Annotated in this window: 18 protein-coding genes; 13 read left to right on the forward strand and 5 right to left on the reverse strand. The window is 33.7% G+C overall.

Annotation, left to right across the window (positions count from 1 at the left end; genetic code table 11):
• Positions 1 to 24: 24 nt before the first annotated feature.
• The 4 genes from JS605_RS02850 to JS605_RS02865 all read left to right on the forward strand — a co-directional run bounded on the left by JS605_RS02850 (position 25) and on the right by JS605_RS02865 (position 2,459).
• On the forward strand, positions 25 to 447 hold the full coding sequence (locus JS605_RS02850; RefSeq protein ID WP_203256164.1) for a SufE family protein: 423 nt from the start codon (positions 25 to 27) through the stop codon (positions 445 to 447).
• A 78-nt stretch (positions 448 to 525) separates the two neighbouring features.
• Positions 526 to 849 (forward strand): SUF system Fe-S cluster assembly protein, encoded by a 324-nt coding sequence (locus JS605_RS02855; RefSeq protein ID WP_203256165.1) that lies wholly within the window; start codon positions 526 to 528, stop codon positions 847 to 849.
• Between the two features lie 58 nt (positions 850 to 907).
• On the forward strand, positions 908 to 1,414 hold the full coding sequence (locus tag JS605_RS02860; RefSeq protein WP_203256166.1) for a DUF2480 family protein: 507 nt from the start codon (positions 908 to 910) through the stop codon (positions 1,412 to 1,414).
• Between the two features lie 118 nt (positions 1,415 to 1,532).
• Positions 1,533 to 2,459, forward strand: a complete 927-nt coding sequence (locus tag JS605_RS02865) for a DUF3078 domain-containing protein (RefSeq protein ID WP_203256731.1) — start codon at positions 1,533 to 1,535, stop codon at positions 2,457 to 2,459.
• An 87-nt stretch (positions 2,460 to 2,546) separates the two neighbouring features.
• On the opposite strand, the gene JS605_RS02870 is transcribed toward JS605_RS02865, so the two are convergent.
• On the reverse strand, positions 2,547 to 2,843 hold the full coding sequence (locus JS605_RS02870) for an isoamylase early set domain-containing protein (protein WP_203256167.1): 297 nt from the start codon (positions 2,841 to 2,843) through the stop codon (positions 2,547 to 2,549).
• 270 nt (positions 2,844 to 3,113) lie between these two features.
• Between JS605_RS02870 and JS605_RS02875 the strand changes: the two genes are divergently transcribed.
• Positions 3,114 to 4,046, forward strand: a complete 933-nt coding sequence (locus JS605_RS02875) for a dihydrofolate reductase (RefSeq protein WP_203256168.1) — start codon at positions 3,114 to 3,116, stop codon at positions 4,044 to 4,046.
• Between the two features lies 1 nt (position 4,047).
• Here the strand turns inward: JS605_RS02875 and JS605_RS02880 are convergent, their stop codons facing one another.
• Positions 4,048 to 5,535: an aminotransferase-like domain-containing protein gene (locus JS605_RS02880; protein ID WP_203256169.1), complete on the reverse strand. Its 1,488-nt coding sequence runs from the start codon at positions 5,533 to 5,535 to the stop codon at positions 4,048 to 4,050.
• A gap of 98 nt (positions 5,536 to 5,633) precedes the next feature.
• Between JS605_RS02880 and JS605_RS02885 the strand changes: the two genes are divergently transcribed.
• The 4 genes from JS605_RS02885 (at position 5,634) to lspA (ending at position 8,273) form a co-directional block, all read left to right on the forward strand.
• Complete coding sequence (locus JS605_RS02885) at positions 5,634 to 6,296, forward strand: pyridoxamine 5'-phosphate oxidase family protein (RefSeq protein WP_203256170.1); 663 nt, start codon at positions 5,634 to 5,636, stop codon at positions 6,294 to 6,296.
• Positions 6,297 to 6,300: 4 nt separating this feature from the next.
• A complete protein-coding gene (locus JS605_RS02890; RefSeq protein WP_203256171.1) occupies positions 6,301 to 6,810 on the forward strand; it encodes a DinB family protein in 510 nt (169 codons plus the stop codon).
• A gap of 74 nt (positions 6,811 to 6,884) precedes the next feature.
• A complete protein-coding gene (gene fabD / locus JS605_RS02895; RefSeq protein WP_203256172.1) occupies positions 6,885 to 7,778 on the forward strand; it encodes an ACP S-malonyltransferase in 894 nt (297 codons plus the stop codon).
• Positions 7,779 to 8,273 (forward strand): signal peptidase II, encoded by a 495-nt coding sequence (gene lspA / locus JS605_RS02900; protein WP_203256173.1) that lies wholly within the window; start codon positions 7,779 to 7,781, stop codon positions 8,271 to 8,273.
• 199 nt (positions 8,274 to 8,472) lie between these two features.
• Here the strand turns inward: lspA and galE are convergent, their stop codons facing one another.
• On the reverse strand, positions 8,473 to 9,492 hold the full coding sequence (gene galE / locus JS605_RS02905) for a UDP-glucose 4-epimerase GalE (RefSeq protein WP_203256174.1): 1,020 nt from the start codon (positions 9,490 to 9,492) through the stop codon (positions 8,473 to 8,475).
• Entirely contained in the window at positions 9,485 to 10,642 is a 1,158-nt protein-coding gene (locus JS605_RS02910) for a DegT/DnrJ/EryC1/StrS family aminotransferase (protein ID WP_203256175.1), read from the reverse strand. Before JS605_RS02910 ends, galE begins: the two co-directional genes overlap by 8 nt.
• Positions 10,643 to 10,792: 150 nt before the next feature.
• On the opposite strand from JS605_RS02910, the gene JS605_RS02915 reads away from it, so the two are divergent.
• Positions 10,793 to 12,043 carry a 3-deoxy-D-manno-octulosonic acid transferase gene (locus JS605_RS02915; RefSeq protein ID WP_203256176.1) on the forward strand — a complete coding sequence of 417 codons (1,251 nt, stop codon included), beginning with the start codon at positions 10,793 to 10,795 and terminating at the stop codon, positions 12,041 to 12,043.
• Positions 12,044 to 12,127: 84 nt separating this feature from the next.
• Positions 12,128 to 12,505 (forward strand): hypothetical protein, encoded by a 378-nt coding sequence (locus JS605_RS02920; RefSeq protein WP_203256177.1) that lies wholly within the window; start codon positions 12,128 to 12,130, stop codon positions 12,503 to 12,505.
• A gap of 248 nt (positions 12,506 to 12,753) precedes the next feature.
• Here the strand turns inward: JS605_RS02920 and JS605_RS02925 are convergent, their stop codons facing one another.
• The gene (locus JS605_RS02925; protein WP_203256178.1) at positions 12,754 to 13,323 is read right to left on the reverse strand and encodes an RNA polymerase sigma factor; all 570 of its coding nucleotides are present in this window, start codon (positions 13,321 to 13,323) and stop codon (positions 12,754 to 12,756) included.
• A gap of 94 nt (positions 13,324 to 13,417) precedes the next feature.
• Here JS605_RS02925 and JS605_RS02930 point away from each other — a divergent pair, with 94 nt between their 5' ends.
• Positions 13,418 to 14,557, forward strand: coding sequence for a FecR family protein (locus JS605_RS02930; protein ID WP_203256179.1), 1,140 nt, complete (start codon positions 13,418 to 13,420; stop codon positions 14,555 to 14,557).
• A gap of 98 nt (positions 14,558 to 14,655) precedes the next feature.
• Positions 14,656 to 17,943, forward strand: a complete 3,288-nt coding sequence (locus tag JS605_RS02935; protein WP_203256180.1) for a SusC/RagA family TonB-linked outer membrane protein — start codon at positions 14,656 to 14,658, stop codon at positions 17,941 to 17,943.

The following is a 17,943-nucleotide window of genomic DNA, read 5'->3' on the forward strand; positions in this document are numbered from 1 at the left end:
GTATTTTTGTATAAAATTTAACGTATGAGTATTGAAGACATTCAAAACGAAATCATAGACGAATTTTCAATGTTTGAGGATTGGGAAGAGCGTTACCAATATATGATAGATTTAGGGAAAGAATTACCCCTAATAAACGACCAATATAAAACTGACAACAATATCATTAAAGGATGCCAAAGTAAGGTTTGGGTACATGCCGAAATGAATGACGACAAAATAGCATTTACAGCAGACAGCGATGCCATCATTACCAAAGGTATTATTGCCATTTTAATACGTGTGTTTTCAAATCAGCACCCAAAAGATATTATTGATGCTGATACTGATTTTATTGATAAAATTGGTTTAAAAGAGCACTTATCACCTACAAGGGCTAACGGTTTGGTTAGTATGGTAAAACAATTAAAAATGTATGCTATAGCATACCAAACACAACTTAATTAGTTTATGTGTTGATTCGTTTAATCGTTGATGCGACAATTAAACATTTAAACAAATAAACGATTAAAGAAATTAAAGAAAATGAGTAAAGAAATAGATACAGCCGAATTAGGCGAAAAAATAGTAAACGTTTTAAAAACGATTTACGATCCAGAGATACCAGTAGATATTTACGAATTGGGGTTAATCTACGACGTATTTGTCAATGAAGATTACGATGTTAAAATATTAATGACGTTAACAACGCCTAACTGTCCCGTAGCAGAAACTTTACCTTTAGAAGTTGAAGAAAAAGTAAAATCTTTAAATGATGTAAACGATGCAGAGGTAGAAATTACGTTCGATCCACCTTGGTCTCAAGATTTGATGAGCGAAGAAGCGAAGTTGGAACTAGGAATGCTTTAATTCAGTTTTTAGTTTAAAAAATACAATAATCAGTAAATTTCATATTAATTGCTCTACTATGCCAGACGAAATTATAAATCGCGTAGCGAATAGCAAATTAGTAACCTTAGACCTTGAGGATTTTTATCCCGAAGGCAAGCGTGTATTGTTTGATATTAAAGATTGGTTGTTCGAAGGGTTTGTACTTCGTGAAAAAGACTTCAGGCAACAAGTTTTAGAATTTGATTGGAGTGTTTACGAGGATACTTACGTGGTATTAACATGCAGCACAGATGCTATTATTCCCGGGTGGGCATATATGCTATTAAGCATCAATTTAGAACCTTACGCAAAAAAGATAATTGTTGGCAATTTAGAACAATTAGAAACATCAATCTATCAAGATATTATCACCAATCTAGATATTTCAGAATATGTAGGCAAACCTATTATTATAAAAGGTTGCTCTAACAAACCAGTACCCCAAAATGCTTATATTATGCTATCTAATAAGCTAAAACCCGTAGCAAGATCTATTATGTACGGAGAAGCTTGCTCTTCTGTTCCTCTTTACAAGAAGAAATAAAATATGTGACTTTATTACTTTAAAAGCGTCTAAAGCATAGTGTTATTCAAAAGTTTTTTTGAATTAACATTTGTTAAAATTAATATATATTTGCCCACATTCTAAAAACTAACAAATGATGAAAAAACTATTATTTTTCGCAATTTTACTACTTAGTGTTTCTGTAATAGAAGCACAAACAAAAGAAGAATTAGAAAAACAAAAAGCAGAAAAACAAGCAGAAGCAGATGCAGCACAAGCTGAAGCCAATGCTATTCAAGCTAAAATTGACGCCCTTCCCGGATGGAAAACTGGTGCTTTTGGTGTTATTGGAGGAAGTATTTCTGGGTTTAATAACTGGTATGCACAAGGATTTCCCAATAACAACTCTGGAAATATTGGATTTACCTTTAACGGTTTCGCTAACTTAATACAAGAAAAATTCTTTTGGAGAAATTCTTTAACTACAAACTTAAGTTGGGTAAAACTAGACAATAAAGACAATCCTCTTGATAGTGACGATTTTGAACCTACTACTGACGTATTTAACTTATCATCGCTTTATGGTAGAAACATTGCTAAAAATTTAGCAGCTTCTGTTTTATTAGAATATAGAACAACCATACTTAATAACTTTAACGATCCTGGATATTTAGACCTTGGTATCGGTGCCACATGGACTCCAATTGAAAACTTAGTAGTGGTTGTACACCCATTAAACTACAACTTTGTATTTGCTGATGATGATACTATTTTCGAATCATCTTTAGGTGCTAAAATTGTTGCTGATTATACAAGACAAATTGGTGCAGTAGCTTTTAAAACAAACCTATCTGCTTTTCAAAGTTACAAATCTAGTGATTTATCTAACTGGACCTGGACCAACTCATTTAGCTACACGCTTTGGAAAATGATTGGTGTTGGTTTTGATTTTGGTTTAAGAAACAACAAGCAAGAAGCCTTAAACTACTCTAGAAATATATTAGGCAATGCTGGAGAAACGTTTGACAGTGTTGACAATGATATACAAACCTACTGGACGCTTGGTTTAAGCTATAAGTTTTAATACCAGCCGTAATTTATTAGCTATCAAAAAAGTTCAAACAAAAAGCGCCTCCAATAGGAAGCGCTTTTTTTAACCTGTTTTTTAAACTTATACAGTAACAACACTATTTTCAGCACCTGCAAAATCGTTCCAAGCATAAGCATCAGCAGCAGTATCATTTACATACTCACCATCTACAATATACTTGTACTCATAAGAGTTATCTTTTTCTAAATCTACAGTAGCCTTAAATGTACCGTTTTTCAATTTTTTAAGCGGTGCTTTTTTAACGTTCCAATCGTTAAAACTCCCCACTAAAATAGCCTTTTTTGCTTCAGGTGCTTCAATTGAAAAAGTTACTTTACATATAGGTTTACTCTTTAAATACTGTTTTTTAATAGCCATAATATAAGTGTTTAATTATGCAGCAAATTTATAAAAGATTGTGTTGATACATGCATTTAAAGCGCTTATATCGAAAGAATTATCAATTTGTTAATATGCACTCTATTTAATTTATAGTATGAGAAAAAACCAAGAGCAAAATTAAGGGATTAACAATAAAAATAATTGTTTTACCACTGATTTTCAGAGGTTTCCAAACTAAAACGTTTTCGGTATTTCAATTATCTCTTTCTCTAAAAAAACTTTAACTTTACACTCTTAATCAACGATATGTTCGGCAAGAAAAAACAACCACCACAAATTGACAAGGCGCAACTAGAACTAATTGAAAATGCGCAAAAACGCATTAAACAAAAAAAACGCTTGTATGCGCACTTTGTATTGTTTTTAATAGGTTGCGTGTTACTAATTGTTGCCAATACCGTTTTAGGTATTGGAAAAGATTTTACCATTGCTGGCATTAGTTGGTTTGTATATGCTATTTTAATCTGGTTTTTCCTGCTTTTATACCACCTGTTTAATGTATTTGTCACGAACAAGTTTATGGGAAAAGCCTGGGAGCAGAAACAATTAGAAAAACTAGTATCAAAACAACAACAGCGCATAGATAAATTAAAGGAAAGTTTTAGAAAAGAGGAAGAACTTAAAGCAAAAAGTGAGGTGTTTAATGAATTAAATCCTGCGAAACAAACAGCTCCTAAAAAAACATCTGAGCTTACTATAATTGTTGCAGCTGCTGAAAATAACGCCATAGGCCTAGGCAACAAACTTATTTGGCATTTAAGTGACGACTTAAAACGTTTTAAGAAATTAACCAGTGGGCACCACATTATAATGGGAAGAAAGACCTTTGAGAGCTTCCCTAAACCACTCCCAAACAGAACCCACGTTGTAATTACACGCCAACAAGATTATAAAGCCCCAGAAGGCGTTATTGTTGTGCATTCTATTGAAGATGCCATTGATGCTTCAAAAAAGGATACACAACCCTACATAATTGGTGGCGGGCAAATATACAAGCAAGCTCTAGACAAAAATTTAGTTGATAAAATTGAATTAACTCGCGTACATAAAAATTTCGAGGCTGATGCTTTCTTTCCTAATATAGACATGTCTACTTGGAAAGAAACAAATAACGTCTTTAATAAAAAGGATGCCGATCATGAGTACGAGTTCTCTTTTATCACCTATGAAAAGGCTTAATTTAAGGGCAATCCCTAGACAGTTCTAACATCGTGCTTTTTAACCTGTTTACAAAATCTGTGGCTTCGTTTTCATCATAACAGGCAAACCCTATTCTTATAGCGTTGTGATTTAGATGAGCCATATCATATCGCTGCCATTCAAGAAAAACTAATTTGTGCTTTAATGCTATTTTGGCAACACTATCCCAAGAGTACCTTTTATTAAGCGTAGCCCAAATTGCCATACCGCCTTTAGGGATTTGGAAGGACAAATAGTCTCCCAATTCAGATTTTAAAAGTTTACAAAAAAAGTCTCTTCGTGTTTTATATACTTTAGACACCTTATTGATGTGTCTATCCAAACTCCCCTCCTTAATAAACTTGGCAAAAGTAAGTTCTAAAATAGCATCACCTTGCCTATCAACAAAGCGACGCAATTTAGCGCATTCGTCTACAAAATCTTTAGAAGCCACCAAATACCCTACCCTATAAACAGGAGCTACTGTTTTACACACCGAACCTACGTAAATTACATTACCATTCACATCATGACTAGCCAGTGGTAAAATAGGAGCATGATTATAATTAAAATCATAATCGTAGTCATCTTCTAAAATGGCAAAGCCATAATCTTTAGAAAGGTTTAGAAGATGTATGCGTCTTTGAGCAGATAACGTTACCGTAGTGGGATGATGATGATGTGGCGTGGTATACACAGCACTTATATTATACATCTTTGCAAGAGCCTCAACCTCTTTGGTACTTAAGCCATCTTTATCAACACTAACACGTAATAATTTAGCATTTGCATATTGAAAAGTAGTATCGGCCGAACTATAATTGGTTTCTCCAATCACGATATAACCAGTAGTATCAATTAATAATTGCGACGCCAAAAACATGCCCATCTGGCTACCTCTAGTAATTAAAATGTTATCAATGGTAATATTTAAGCCTCTTGTAGTATTTAAATAATCTACCAAAACCTCACGCAATGTAATGTTTCCGTAAGTGGTACCATATCCCATATAATCCAGTACATACTTTTTACTTGACAGTTTTCTATATAGTGTAGCTATCTCATTTACAGGCGCTAACCTCTCATCAGAAACTCCATCATTTACATACATATAGTCTTTATCAAGATGTTGAGGAAAACTTCTATTTAAAAATGAAGACTTAAAAAACTGAAAACCTGATTGTCCTGCTTTGGCAGTAACCGCACCATCTACCCATTTTTGTTGCAACACAGGTATATTCTCATTCACATAGGTCCCTTTTTTTACTATACTTTTTACCCAACCTTGTAAACTTAATTCTTCATAACAAGCCACTACTGTTTGCCTGTGTACCCCTAGGAGTTCTGATAAAAATCTACTACTCGGTAATTTGGCATTAGCTGTTAATGTTTTAGACTTTATTAAATCTATAAACTGGTTGGTTAACTGTATATACAATGCTTGTTTATTATTTCTGTCTATTTTCAACAGAGTTTTGTAAGGAATCATATCTGGACTATTAAAAAAATTAAAACTGGACCAATTAGATAGTCCACTAAACTACTAATTTTGTTTCATATACAATCATTCATCAAAAACTAACAGTTATGTCTACTTACAATGTGTCGGACCTAAACAAAGTAAAACGAGGCCCTAACAGAGCTATGTACAAGATAGAGGAAATCAACAAAATAATAGACTCTGGATTTATTGCTCATGTAGCATACAATTACCACGGAAAAGCCATATGTGTACCAATGGCATACGGAAGAATTGAAAATAAAATATATCTTCACGGTTCTCTTAAAAACAGAATGCTACTTACGCTTTTAGAGGCCAAAGAAGCAACCTTAACCATAATGCATTTAGATGGTTTAGTGTTGGCACGTTCGGGGTTTCATCACTCTGTAAATTACAGATCGGCAACCCTTTTTACCTCTGTGCGAAAAATTGAAAATTCTAAAACTAAAGAGGCTGCTTTGAAATGTGTAATGGACTATATGATCCCAAATAGGTGGGATAGTTTACGTACTATGAATTCTAAAGAGTTTAATAACACGTTAGTTCTAGAACTCGAAATACAAACGGCATCAGCCAAAGTTAGAGCTGAAGGTGTTAATGACGAAAAAATGGATCTCTCCCTTCCTATTTGGGCTGGTGTTATCCCTATAAAACAAATAGCAGAAGCTCCAATAAACGATACACTTTTAACAGAGGGTGTAGACATACCACAGCACATTACTGATTATTATATAACTCACAAACCTTGAATTGATGCAAGTAAAAGATTTAAAATTTATACCAGAATTTTACGATAGGTATATTAAACTTGTTGATAATGATATTGACCTCTTAAACGGATTAAAGAACAATATCTCGCTTTTTGATAGTTACAAAGAAGCTTTAATAGAACATCAAAACTTACGTTACCAAAGTGAAAAGTGGACACCAAAAGAACTATTACAGCATGTTATAGATACCGAACGTATTTTTTCTTATCGTGTGCTGGTTATTTCAAGATGTGAGCCTCAAAACATCATGGGGTTTGATGAAAATCAATATGCGAAGCATTCCAAAGCTAATAGTCGTACCATTGATAGTTTACTTAATGAATTTCGATTAGTAAGACAGGGAACGATAGCGCTATTTGAAAGTTTAAATACATCAACATTACATCAAACAGGTATATGCTCAAACATAAAAATTAGTGCAGGTGCTTATGGCTTTACAATAATAGGGCATGCCATACATCATCTAAATATTTTAAAGCAACGTTACCTTTAAACGCGTACAAAATGATAAATGAAATAATTTTATCAATTTAAGTTGTATTTTTGCGGCTATTATTTGATAAATTTATGAAAGCATATATATTCCCAGGTCAAGGTGCTCAATTCTCAGGAATGGGATTAGACCTTTACGAAAACTCATCCCTTGCTCAAGAATTATTTGAACAGGCTAATGACATTCTTGGTTTTTCTATTACTGATATCATGTTTGAAGGAACAGCTGAGGACCTGAAAGAAACTAAGGTTACCCAACCTGCTATATTTTTACATTCTGTAATTCTGGCAAAGACTCTAGGAGATAATTTTAAGCCCGATATGGTTGCAGGGCATTCTCTCGGAGAATTTTCTGCACTGGTAGCCAATGGCACATTAAATTTTGAAGATGGACTAAAACTGGTTTCTCAACGCGCAATGGCAATGCAAAAAGCTTGCGAATTACAACCAAGTACTATGGCTGCTGTTTTAGGTTTAGATGATGATATTGTTGAAAAGGTATGTGCTACAACTGAAGGTGTTGTTGTGGCAGCTAACTATAATTGCCCCGGCCAATTAGTAATTTCTGGAGAAATAGAAGCTATAAACAAAGCTTGCGAAACTTTAAAAGAAGAAGGTGCTCGTCGTGCCTTAGTGTTGCCCGTGGGCGGTGCGTTTCATTCCCCCTTAATGGAGCCTGCTCGCGAGGAGCTTGCTTCAGCCATTGAAAATACCTCATTTAATACACCAAACTGCCATATATACCAGAATGTAACTGCTAGTGCAGTAAGCGATGAAAACGAAATTAAATCCAACTTAATTTCCCAACTTACAGCTCCTGTACGTTGGACACAGTCTGTACAACAAATGATTGCTGATGGTGCTACCTTATTTACTGAAGTAGGCCCCGGTAAAGTGCTACAAGGGTTAGTTAAAAAAATTAACCGAGAAGCTCAAACCGAATCTGCAACTTTTGAAGCTATTTCTTAGATGAAACTTACACGTCGTACCGCATACATATTTATTACAATTGTTCTAACTATTGCCGTTGATCAAATTTCAAAGGTTATGGTTAGAATGTATGTTGAGAAAGGATCTTCCACACCCATTATTGGAGACTTTTTCCAACTGATGAATGTTGAAAACGAGGGAGCTTTTTTAGGGATGGGCAGTGAATTAAATGACACCTTAAAACTAATATTATTACTGATATTACCGGTTATTGTTCTGGGGTTGGTCCTTCGTCATATCATTAAGGATAAAACTCTTGATAATTGGTCATTATTTGCCTTTTCAAGTATAATTGGTGGCGGTATCGCTAATGTATATGACCGTTTCGCTTACAGTAGCGTAACCGATTTTCTTTACATACACATCACGGATACCATAAGAACAGGTATTTTTAATTTAGCAGATTTATCAGTAACTACTGGAATGATAATTTTGGTGGTAATGATGCTGAAGAAAAAGAAAGAGACAAACTAATATTAAAGTTTAAAATATGTAAATCTGAGATTAAAATTTTTAATCTCAGATTTTTTTTGTTATCAGTTTAATACTCTATTGGGTAAAAGGAACTATGCCTTATTCATCCTTGACAAGCATTAAATATCATGTTATAAAACAATAAAAAAGTCATCCTTTAAAAGAATGACTTGAATCTATACGATAAGAGTTACAGCAATTAAGACCTAACTTTTTGCTCCCAATTCCATGCAGAACGCAAGGCATCATCTAATGAAAGTTTTGCTTTCCAGCCCAATTCATCATTGGCTAAAGTTGTATCTGCATAGGCAGCAGTGATATCACCTTCCCTTCTACTTACAATTTTGTAATTTAATTTATTTCCTGAAACGCGCTCGAACGACTCAACAACCTCTAGCACAGAACTCCCTTTACCTGTTCCCAGATTAAAGGTTTCATAATTTTCTTTATTCTTACCTTGTACTAACCTATTGAGCGCAACAACATGAGCTTTTGCTAAATCTACCACGTGAATATAGTCACGAATGCAGGTACCGTCAGGCGTAGGATAATCATCTCCAAAAACAGACAATTGCTCTCTTAAACCAATTGCAGTTTGTGTAATAAATGGTACCAAGTTTTGAGGCACTCCCATAGGCAACTCTCCAATTTCTACTGATTCATGTGCTCCAATAGGATTAAAATAGCGAAGTGCGATAGCTTTAAGTGTTGGAATAACTTTGCAACTATCTTGTATGATCTCTTCTCCAATCTGTTTTGTGTTACCATAAGGCGATTCTGCTCTTTTAACAGGAGCATTTTCGGTAATTGGCAACTCATCTGCTTGCCCATAAACGGTACACGAAGAACTAAATATAAAACTAGCAGATGGTAATTTTTTTAACTCTTTTAATATATAAACCAGGGTAGAAATATTGTTCTCATAGTAAAGTAATGGTTCCTCCACACTCTCTCCTACGGCTTTACTTGCAGCAAAATGTATTACACCAACCACATCGTTGTGTCTAGCAAAAAAAGCTTCAACATCCACTTTTTCTTTTAAGTCTATTTTTTCAAAAACGGGTTTCTTTCCTGTTATAGCAGTAATGCCCTCAAGTACGTTTTCCGAGGAATTCGATAGGTCGTCTATAATAACAACTTCATAACCTTCGTTTTGTAATTCTACAACTGTATGGGAGCCAATAAACCCTAAACCTCCTGTTACTAGTATTTTACTCATTTATAAATTTTATTATGGTTGATGTAATAAATTCAATTTGTTCGTTATCCAATTCAGTATGCATAGGTAAAGAAATAACTTCTTGTACCAATTGATTGGTTACTGGAAAATCCATCTCTTTATACCTACTATCTACGTATGCTTTTTGCTTGTGAAGCGGGATTGGATAATACACACCACATGGAATTCCTTTTTCATTTAAGTGCTTTACAAGCGCATCCCTATCTATATCGATTACCCTTAAGGTATATTGATGAAATACATGACAATCACATGTTTCACAAATATCCTTACCACAACCATTTCCTAACTTGGGAGTAACGATTTGTTTTATATCTTTAAAAGCTTCATTGTACTTTCTCGCTGCTGTTTGCCTAGCTTTATTGTAAGCATCTAATTTAGGCAACTTTGCATCTAAAACTGCTGCTTGCATACTATCTAAACGAGAGTTAACACCAACCACATCATGATGGTACCTCTCATACATACCATGGTTAACTATACCTCTAATAGTATGTGCTAAAGCATCATCATTAGTAAAAATGGCACCACCATCACCGTAAGCTCCAAGATTTTTTGATGGGAAAAATGAAGTTGCTCCCACATGCCCTATTGTACCAGCTTTAGCTTTTCTTCCATCTTTAAACCTGTAGTTAGCACCTATGGCTTGAGCATTATCTTCAATAACATATAAATTATGTGCCTGTGCAATCTCTAGGATAGCTTCCATATTAGCACACTGTCCAAATAAATGCACAGGAACAATTGCTTTGGTTTTAGGAGTAATTGCTTTTTTTATAGCTTCAATGTCAATATTGAAATCATTTACATTTACATCCACCAAAACTGGAGTTAAATTGAGCAATGCAATAACCTCAACAGTAGCCGCAAAAGTGAAATCTGCAGTGATTACCTCATCTCCAGGTTTTAAACCCAGCCCCATCATAGCAATTTGCAAGGCATCAGTACCATTAGCACATGGGATTACATGTTTTACCCCTAAATAATTTTCTAAATTCTTTTGAAACTCATGAACCTTAGGTCCGTTTATAAAAGCAGTATTCTCTATTACATTATTGATTGAAGTAGTTACAATATCTTTTATATCGTGATACTGACCCTTAAGGTCTACCATTTGAATTTTCTTCATATTCAAAATTTTAGAGTCTTATAAAAAATTTCACGACCCTATTTTAATTATACCCGACTTGAGGTTTCGGCTAACAAAATTACAAAATTCATCAAAGCCATTCATTGATTTCTTTTAAAGAAATGTATTTTAGCGAGAAAGATAACGAGCTTGCAGTTTATATATAGTATAGGCATTTATTTTACTGGTTTTATTTTAAAAATCGTAGCACTGTTTAACACCAAAATTAAATTAGGTGTTAAAGGAAGAAAACACACGTTTCATATTCTAAAACAACAAGTTAAAGCTACAGACAAAACCATCTGGTTTCATTGTGCATCCCTTGGTGAGTACGAACAAGGGTTACCTGTTTTTGAAAAACTAAGAGCACAGCATAGCAACTATAAAATTGTATTGAGTTTTTTCTCTCCTTCAGGTTTTGAAATACGAAAAAACTCCCCGATCGCTGATGTAGTTGTGTATTTACCCTTAGACACTAAAAAAAATGCAACGCGATTTATAGAGTTACTACAACCTACCCTTGCAGTGTTTGTAAAATATGACATCTGGCCTAACTATTTAAACACACTAAAGGAAAAAAAGACACATACCATTTTGATTTCTGCAAATTTTAGGCGTAATCAAATCTATTTTAAGCCTTATGGCAAACTATTTAAAAAAGCACTTTTTGCCTTTAACCATATTTTTGTTCAGTACAAGGACTCTAAAACACTTTTAGAATCCGTAGGTTATAAAGATGTAACCGTTTCAGGGGATACAAGATATGACAGGGTAGGCAATCAATTACTCAAAAACAATACCCTTGATTTTATTGAAAAGTTTAAAAACGACAAACTATGCGTAGTAGTTGGTAGCTCATGGCCTGAAGATGAAGCGTTGTTTACCAGTTTTATTAATGATAAACTGTATGCCGATGTAAAATATATTATTGCGCCTCACAATATAAAAACCTCTCACATCAATAGTTTTATCTCAAAAACTAATGCGAAGTCCATTCTGTATTCTAAAATGGAAGAGCAAATTTTAGACACTTATGATGTATTTATCATCGATACCATTGGTTACTTATCAAAAATATATAGTTATGCCGATATAGCCTATGTTGGTGGGGCCATGGGAACAACAGGCCTACATAACACTCTTGAACCAGCAGTATTTGGTGTACCTATACTAATTGGACCTAATCATGAAAAATTCCCCGAAGCAAAAGCGCTTATTAACAATGGAGGAATGTTTTCTGTAAAGCACCAATCAGAATTCAATGAAACATTAATAAAATTGCTTGAAAACAGTGACTATCGTAAAGATTTAGGGTCTAAAAACTTGAAGTTTGTAAAGAAAAATAGTGGTGCCGTCATCCAAATACTAGAGTATTTGCGTATATTAGGGTGTTTTTCTTAACGAAAAATCAAAACAAACTGTATGCTTTTTAATTATTTGATATCAAAAGGCTTACTAAATAATTAACACTAAAAATAACAACAAATGAAAAAATTAGTTTTAGGAACAGCTTTATTATTAGCATTAGGAATGTCTTTCACGTCTTGTAGAGATACTAAAAAAGCGGAATCTGTAGAAGAAGCTGTAGAAAATGCTGCAGAAGCTACTAAAGAAGCTGCAAGTGATGCTGTTGATGCTGCGGGAGAAGCAGTTGAAAAGGCAGGTGATGCCGTTGAAGGTGCAGTAGACGCTGCAAAGGAAGCTGGAGAAAATGCAGTTGAAGCAGCGGGAGAAGCTGTAGATAACGCAGCTAAAAAAGCTGGAGAAACAGTAGATAAAGCTGTTGATGCTGCTGGAAAAGCTGCTGATGATGCTGCCGACGCCGTAAAGAAAGAAGCAGAAAAATTAAAGGCGAGTCACTAATCATAAGTAACTAAGTCACTTTAAAAACTTTAAAAACCACCTTTTGGGTGGTTTTTTTATTTATATACATATTTGAAAATAAAAAAGCCTTATCCATTTAGATAAAGCGAATACAGAACATTAGCCTATTCTCAAACCAATCAATTAATCTTTTTTAAAAAACAATAAAGGTTTTATAAAGTTTATGCTGCCAAATTTAAAACAACAGCAATTAAAGTCATATTAGAATACAATATTATGGTACTCAATTAAGATGAGGAAACATTCAACTCGTGCATACACACTTTTATTAAAGCATATGCTCTTCTAATATGACCTTCAACCGTTTTAATAGAAATTTCTAAGTTTTTAGATATTTCAATATATTTTAAACCAGAAATCTTTTTATCCAAAAACACCTTTTTACATCTCTTAGGCAGTTTATTAAGGCATAAGTCCAGCTTTGCTAATAGTTCAGCTTTATAATTGTCATCTTCCTCTATAGCAGTTGTTGCTTCTTTTACAGAGGATTGATAAAAAGACAAATACTCATCATTTTCTTTAGAGTTATTTTTAAAGGCGTCCATAAGTTTGTAATAAACAATTCTGTATAGATAGCCTTTAAGTGAAGATTTAATTTTCAATTTTTTTCGTTGATTCCAAAGATCTAAAAAAGTATCCTGAACAATATCTTGGATTAAATCACGATCAGGCGTATATTTAAGAGCATATATGCAAAGCTCATCATAAAACCTGTTATAAATAGTTTCGTAAGATTTTAAGTTCCCCTGCTTTAAAGATTTTAAAATAACACTTAAATCTTCACTCTTTTGATCCATTTACATAAAATATTGTGGGTAAAACTAAGTAAATTTAAATAAAAATGGAGGGTTTTTGCAATTGTTGAAGACATAATACTAAAAGCACCAAATAATGAATCAAAAGCAAATAGACCATTTAATCGTTAAATTTATAGAGAATGATGTTTCTCATCAGGAACTTTTAGATTTAAAAGCGTGGTTAAATAATGTAAACAATAAAGCCTACTTTGATGAGTATATTAAAGTTAATTATTTAATAAACTTAAAAACACCTTTTAACAGGGAGTCTTCCTTAGATGAAATTAAAAGGCAAATTGCAAATAATTCCAAAGTTAAAAAGGTGCGCTTCATTAAATATGGCGCAATCGCAGCGTCAATAGCACTTTTAATATCACTAACTTTTATTTTTAATAATAATAATTCTCAAGTTGAAGAATCAATAATAGTAAATAATCAAATAAAAATCGGCACAGATAAGGCAATCCTAACTATGGAAACTGGAGAGGAAGTTGCTTTAGTTAAAGGCGTCTCTTTTCAAACTCAAAATGCTACTAGTAATGGTGAGAGCATTGTTTATAATAATTCTTCCCAGCAATTAGTATATAACTATTTAACTATTCCTCGAGGCGGAAAATTTTTTATTGAATTATCTGATGGCACAAAAGTTTGGTTAAATTCTGAATCTAAACTTAAATATCCTGTAAGTTTTATAGATGGAGAGGCCAGAGAAGTTGAATTAGTTTATGGTGAAGCTTATTTTGATGTGTCATCTAGTACAAACCATAATGGTTCTGCTTTTAAAGTAATTAATGAAACACAAGAAGTTCAGGTTTTGGGAACCGAATTTAATATTAAAGCATATAAGGACGATTATCAAATTTTAACCACACTGGTTGAAGGTAAAGTAGCATTACATACAAAAAATAATATTAAAGTATTAGCTCCAGGTGAGCAAGCAAATTTCAATAAACTAAATGAAACCATAGAAATTTCAAAAGTTGATATCTACAATGAAGTTTCTTGGAAAGAAGGTATCTTCAGTTTTAGAGATAAACCTCTTAAAGATATTATGACCATACTATCCAGATGGTATGATTTTGATGTGCTGTTTGAAAATAAAGCTATAGAAAAAGACCTTTTTGGAGGTATTTTCTCAAAAGACCAGAATATTAAAGATATTTTAAAAATGATTGAAAACTCGAATGCTGCCGTACGCTTCGAAGTATCAGAAAAAACAGTTACGGTAAAATAAAAAAGAGAGCAGAGTTTAGACATCCTACCGTACCAATCTCTGTCTCTCTTAAGTGTTAATTAATTATGAAGTATAACTAACTTAAAACAAGCAAATTTATGGAAATTAATTTTACTAGAGTTCCTATTTATATTAGGAAAGTACTCTTTATTTGGATTATGAGATTATTCGTTCTTTTATGTTGCACATTAACATTTGGTTTAAACCCTATTACTGGGTTTACTCAAAATATTAAAATAAACATTGATCATGACCAGGAACTGTCGGTTATAGATGTTTTTGAATTGATAAAAAAAGAAACAGATTATCGGTTTGTTTATCGAACAGAAAGCTTTAAAAACGCGCCTAGCGTTAAATTAAACAAAGGCATTATTACGGCGCACGACTTACTCTCTAGATGCCTCTCTTTTAGCAATTATCTCTACGAACTCACAGCAGATAAAACAATTATTTTAAAAGAAAGACCTCCTGTAAACCAGAATAGAACAATTTCTGGAAAGGTAACCGACGAAAATGGCGTGCCATTACCTGGCGTTACCATCTTAGTACATCGCGATGAAAACAATAACTTTAGAGGAACAACCACCGATTTTGATGGTGGATATGAAATAGCGGTTCAAAAAGATGATATTGTTAAATTTAGTTATGTTGGTTTTCTCACACAGAGAATTGTTATCGAGGATCAAACCACAATTAACATTACCATGAAAGAAGATGCTTCTAAACTGGATGAAGTTGTTGTTGTAGCGTACGGTAGCGAATCTCGAGAAAAACTTACTGGAGCAGTAGATAAGGTTGATATAGGTGTATTACAAACCACTCAAAATGTATCTTTTGCTGATGCTTTAATTGGTGTTGTACCAGGCTTACTTGTACAGGAAAGCTTTTCCAATCCAGATACGCCTCCATCCATTCTTCTTAGAGGTGTTGGCTCTATAAATGCGGATACCGAACCACTAATAGTTATAGATGGTGTTCAAATGCCAGCAGGTTTGGCTTCATCTGCTCTAAATGTTAATGATATTGAAGGCATTAGTGTTTTAAAAGATGCAGCGGCTACTTCTATTTATGGTTCCAGAGGTTCTAATGGCGTTATTTTAGTTACCACTAAAAGAGGAACAAAAAATAGCAAATTACAAGTTGCTGTAAATACAAGATTAGGTTTTAATAACCCTAACACATCATTTACTGATGATCTCATGAACGCCTCTCAAAAACTTGATTACGAGGAATCTTTAGGTTTTTACGACTCGGATGCGGCATTATTGGATGAACGCAGAAATTCAGGTAATGATATTAATTGGACCGATTTGTTAGTAAGTAATGAAGTGAGCCAGAATCATGATATTGCGATTTCAGGTGGCGGTAATAATTCAAGCTACTACACATCCATATCCTACAGCAACGTCGATAATATTTTTGGTAGTGAATATGAACGTTACACGGCTACAATGCGGGCAGATTTTGAGCTTAGCAAAAAAATAAAATTAGCCTTGTCCGGAAATTTTGGAAATGTTAATAATCAAGACAGACGTGATGTAGGTAACCCTTTTTCTAATGCTTTTTTATTAAACCCTTGGGAACAAGCATTTGATGATTCTGGAAACCCCACAAGATTAATCTCTTTTTTAACAAACGGTGGAGGCGAACCATTGAATCCTCTTTTTGTAAGAGACAATACGAGTACGAGATCAGTAAGAAAAAATATTGGTGGAAGTGTTAATTTAATATATAAACCCTTAGAGTGGTTAACCTTAAACGGTATTTTAGGAGCCAATTATAACACATCCAAGAATACTACCTATGAAAACGAGATTGTCGAAGGTGGAGAACTAAATTTATCTAATGGTGATAACAACAACTATACGGCAACACTTATGGCGACCGTTGATAAAACTTTTAATCAACATAATTTCAATCTTCTATTAGGTAATGAATTTAATGAAAATGAAATATCAAGTTTTACAGGAATCGGCAGAGGTTTCGAGTCTGATGCAGTTCAAACTTTAAGTGCAGCAGCCAATCCTCCAACAATTTTTGATACTGAAACACATGCCGGGTCTATTTCTTATTTTTCAAGGTTAAATTATTCTTTTAACAATACATACAACTTGTCATTATCTTACAGAAGAGACGGTTCATCCAGATTTGGAGACAATAATAAATATGCCAATTTCTGGGCTATCGGTACTTCCTGGAATCTTCACAATACGCTTTTTAAAGAAAGTGAAACGATAAACAATTTAAAATTACGTTTTACTACAGGAACTTCTGGTAACGATTTTATTGGAAACTTCTCCTCTCAATCCCTCTATCAATATAGATTTAACTATGATGATGCTGGTGTCCCTACCTTATCAAGAGGAGCTAATCCTGATTTAACCTGGGAAAAAAATGAGAACACCAACTTCGGATTGGACTTTGGATTGTTTAATAATAGAATTAGCGGTTCTTTTGACTATTACATCAGAACCACTAAGGATTTACTCGCTCAAATTCCCACACCGCTAACGTCAGGATTTGACTTCTTGGACGCTAATATTGGTAATTTTGAAAATAAAGGCTTCGAAATTGCATTAAACACCATCAATGTTCAAAATGATAATTTTACATGGAGGACTAATATTACGTTTTCAACTAACGAAGGAACTGTAGTTTCTTTGGTTGAAGATCGAGACCTCATCTTAAGAGGTAATGTAGCTTACAAACCAGGGAGTCCTATAAACGCATTATATCTTGTAGATTGGGCGGGCGTAAATCCAGACACCGGTTTTAACCAATATAGAGATACCGACGGGAATCTTATAGATTATGACACAAATCGCCGTGGCGGTAACAGAAACGAAATTACAGAATTAAGAGAAGCAAGCGATAAAACCGCAATACCAACATATCATGGTGGTGTAACCAATGCATTTACTTTTAAAAATTTCGATGCTTCTTTTTTAGTTTCATTTTCAGGAGGCAATCATATTTTAAATACTGGCTTGCACAGCTTATATAATAATGTAAATCTAAATCAACATATTGATGTATTAAACGCATGGCAAAATCCTGGCGATCAAACAAATATTGCGGTTAGAACGGTTGACTCTAGAAGGCCTACAACAAGGATATTAACTTCAGATTTCGAGCAGTCTACTCAATTCGTGCAGGACGCTAGTTACATAAAGCTTAAAAACATTGTTATAGGCTATACGTTAAATAAAACCGTTTCAAAGAAAATAGGTATCGAGCGTTTAAGGGTTTTTGCCCAAGCCCAAAACATCCTTACTATTACAGATGTGGATTATATAGATCCTGAGTTTGCCTCAGCAGGTGGAGGTATCGGCTTATCCGCACCTATTAATACAGGATTTTCTTTTGGTATTAATGCTAACTTTTAA

This window comes from Hyunsoonleella ulvae (genome assembly GCF_016827605.1).
Taxonomy (GTDB): Bacteria; Bacteroidota; Bacteroidia; order Flavobacteriales; family Flavobacteriaceae; genus Jejuia; species Jejuia ulvae.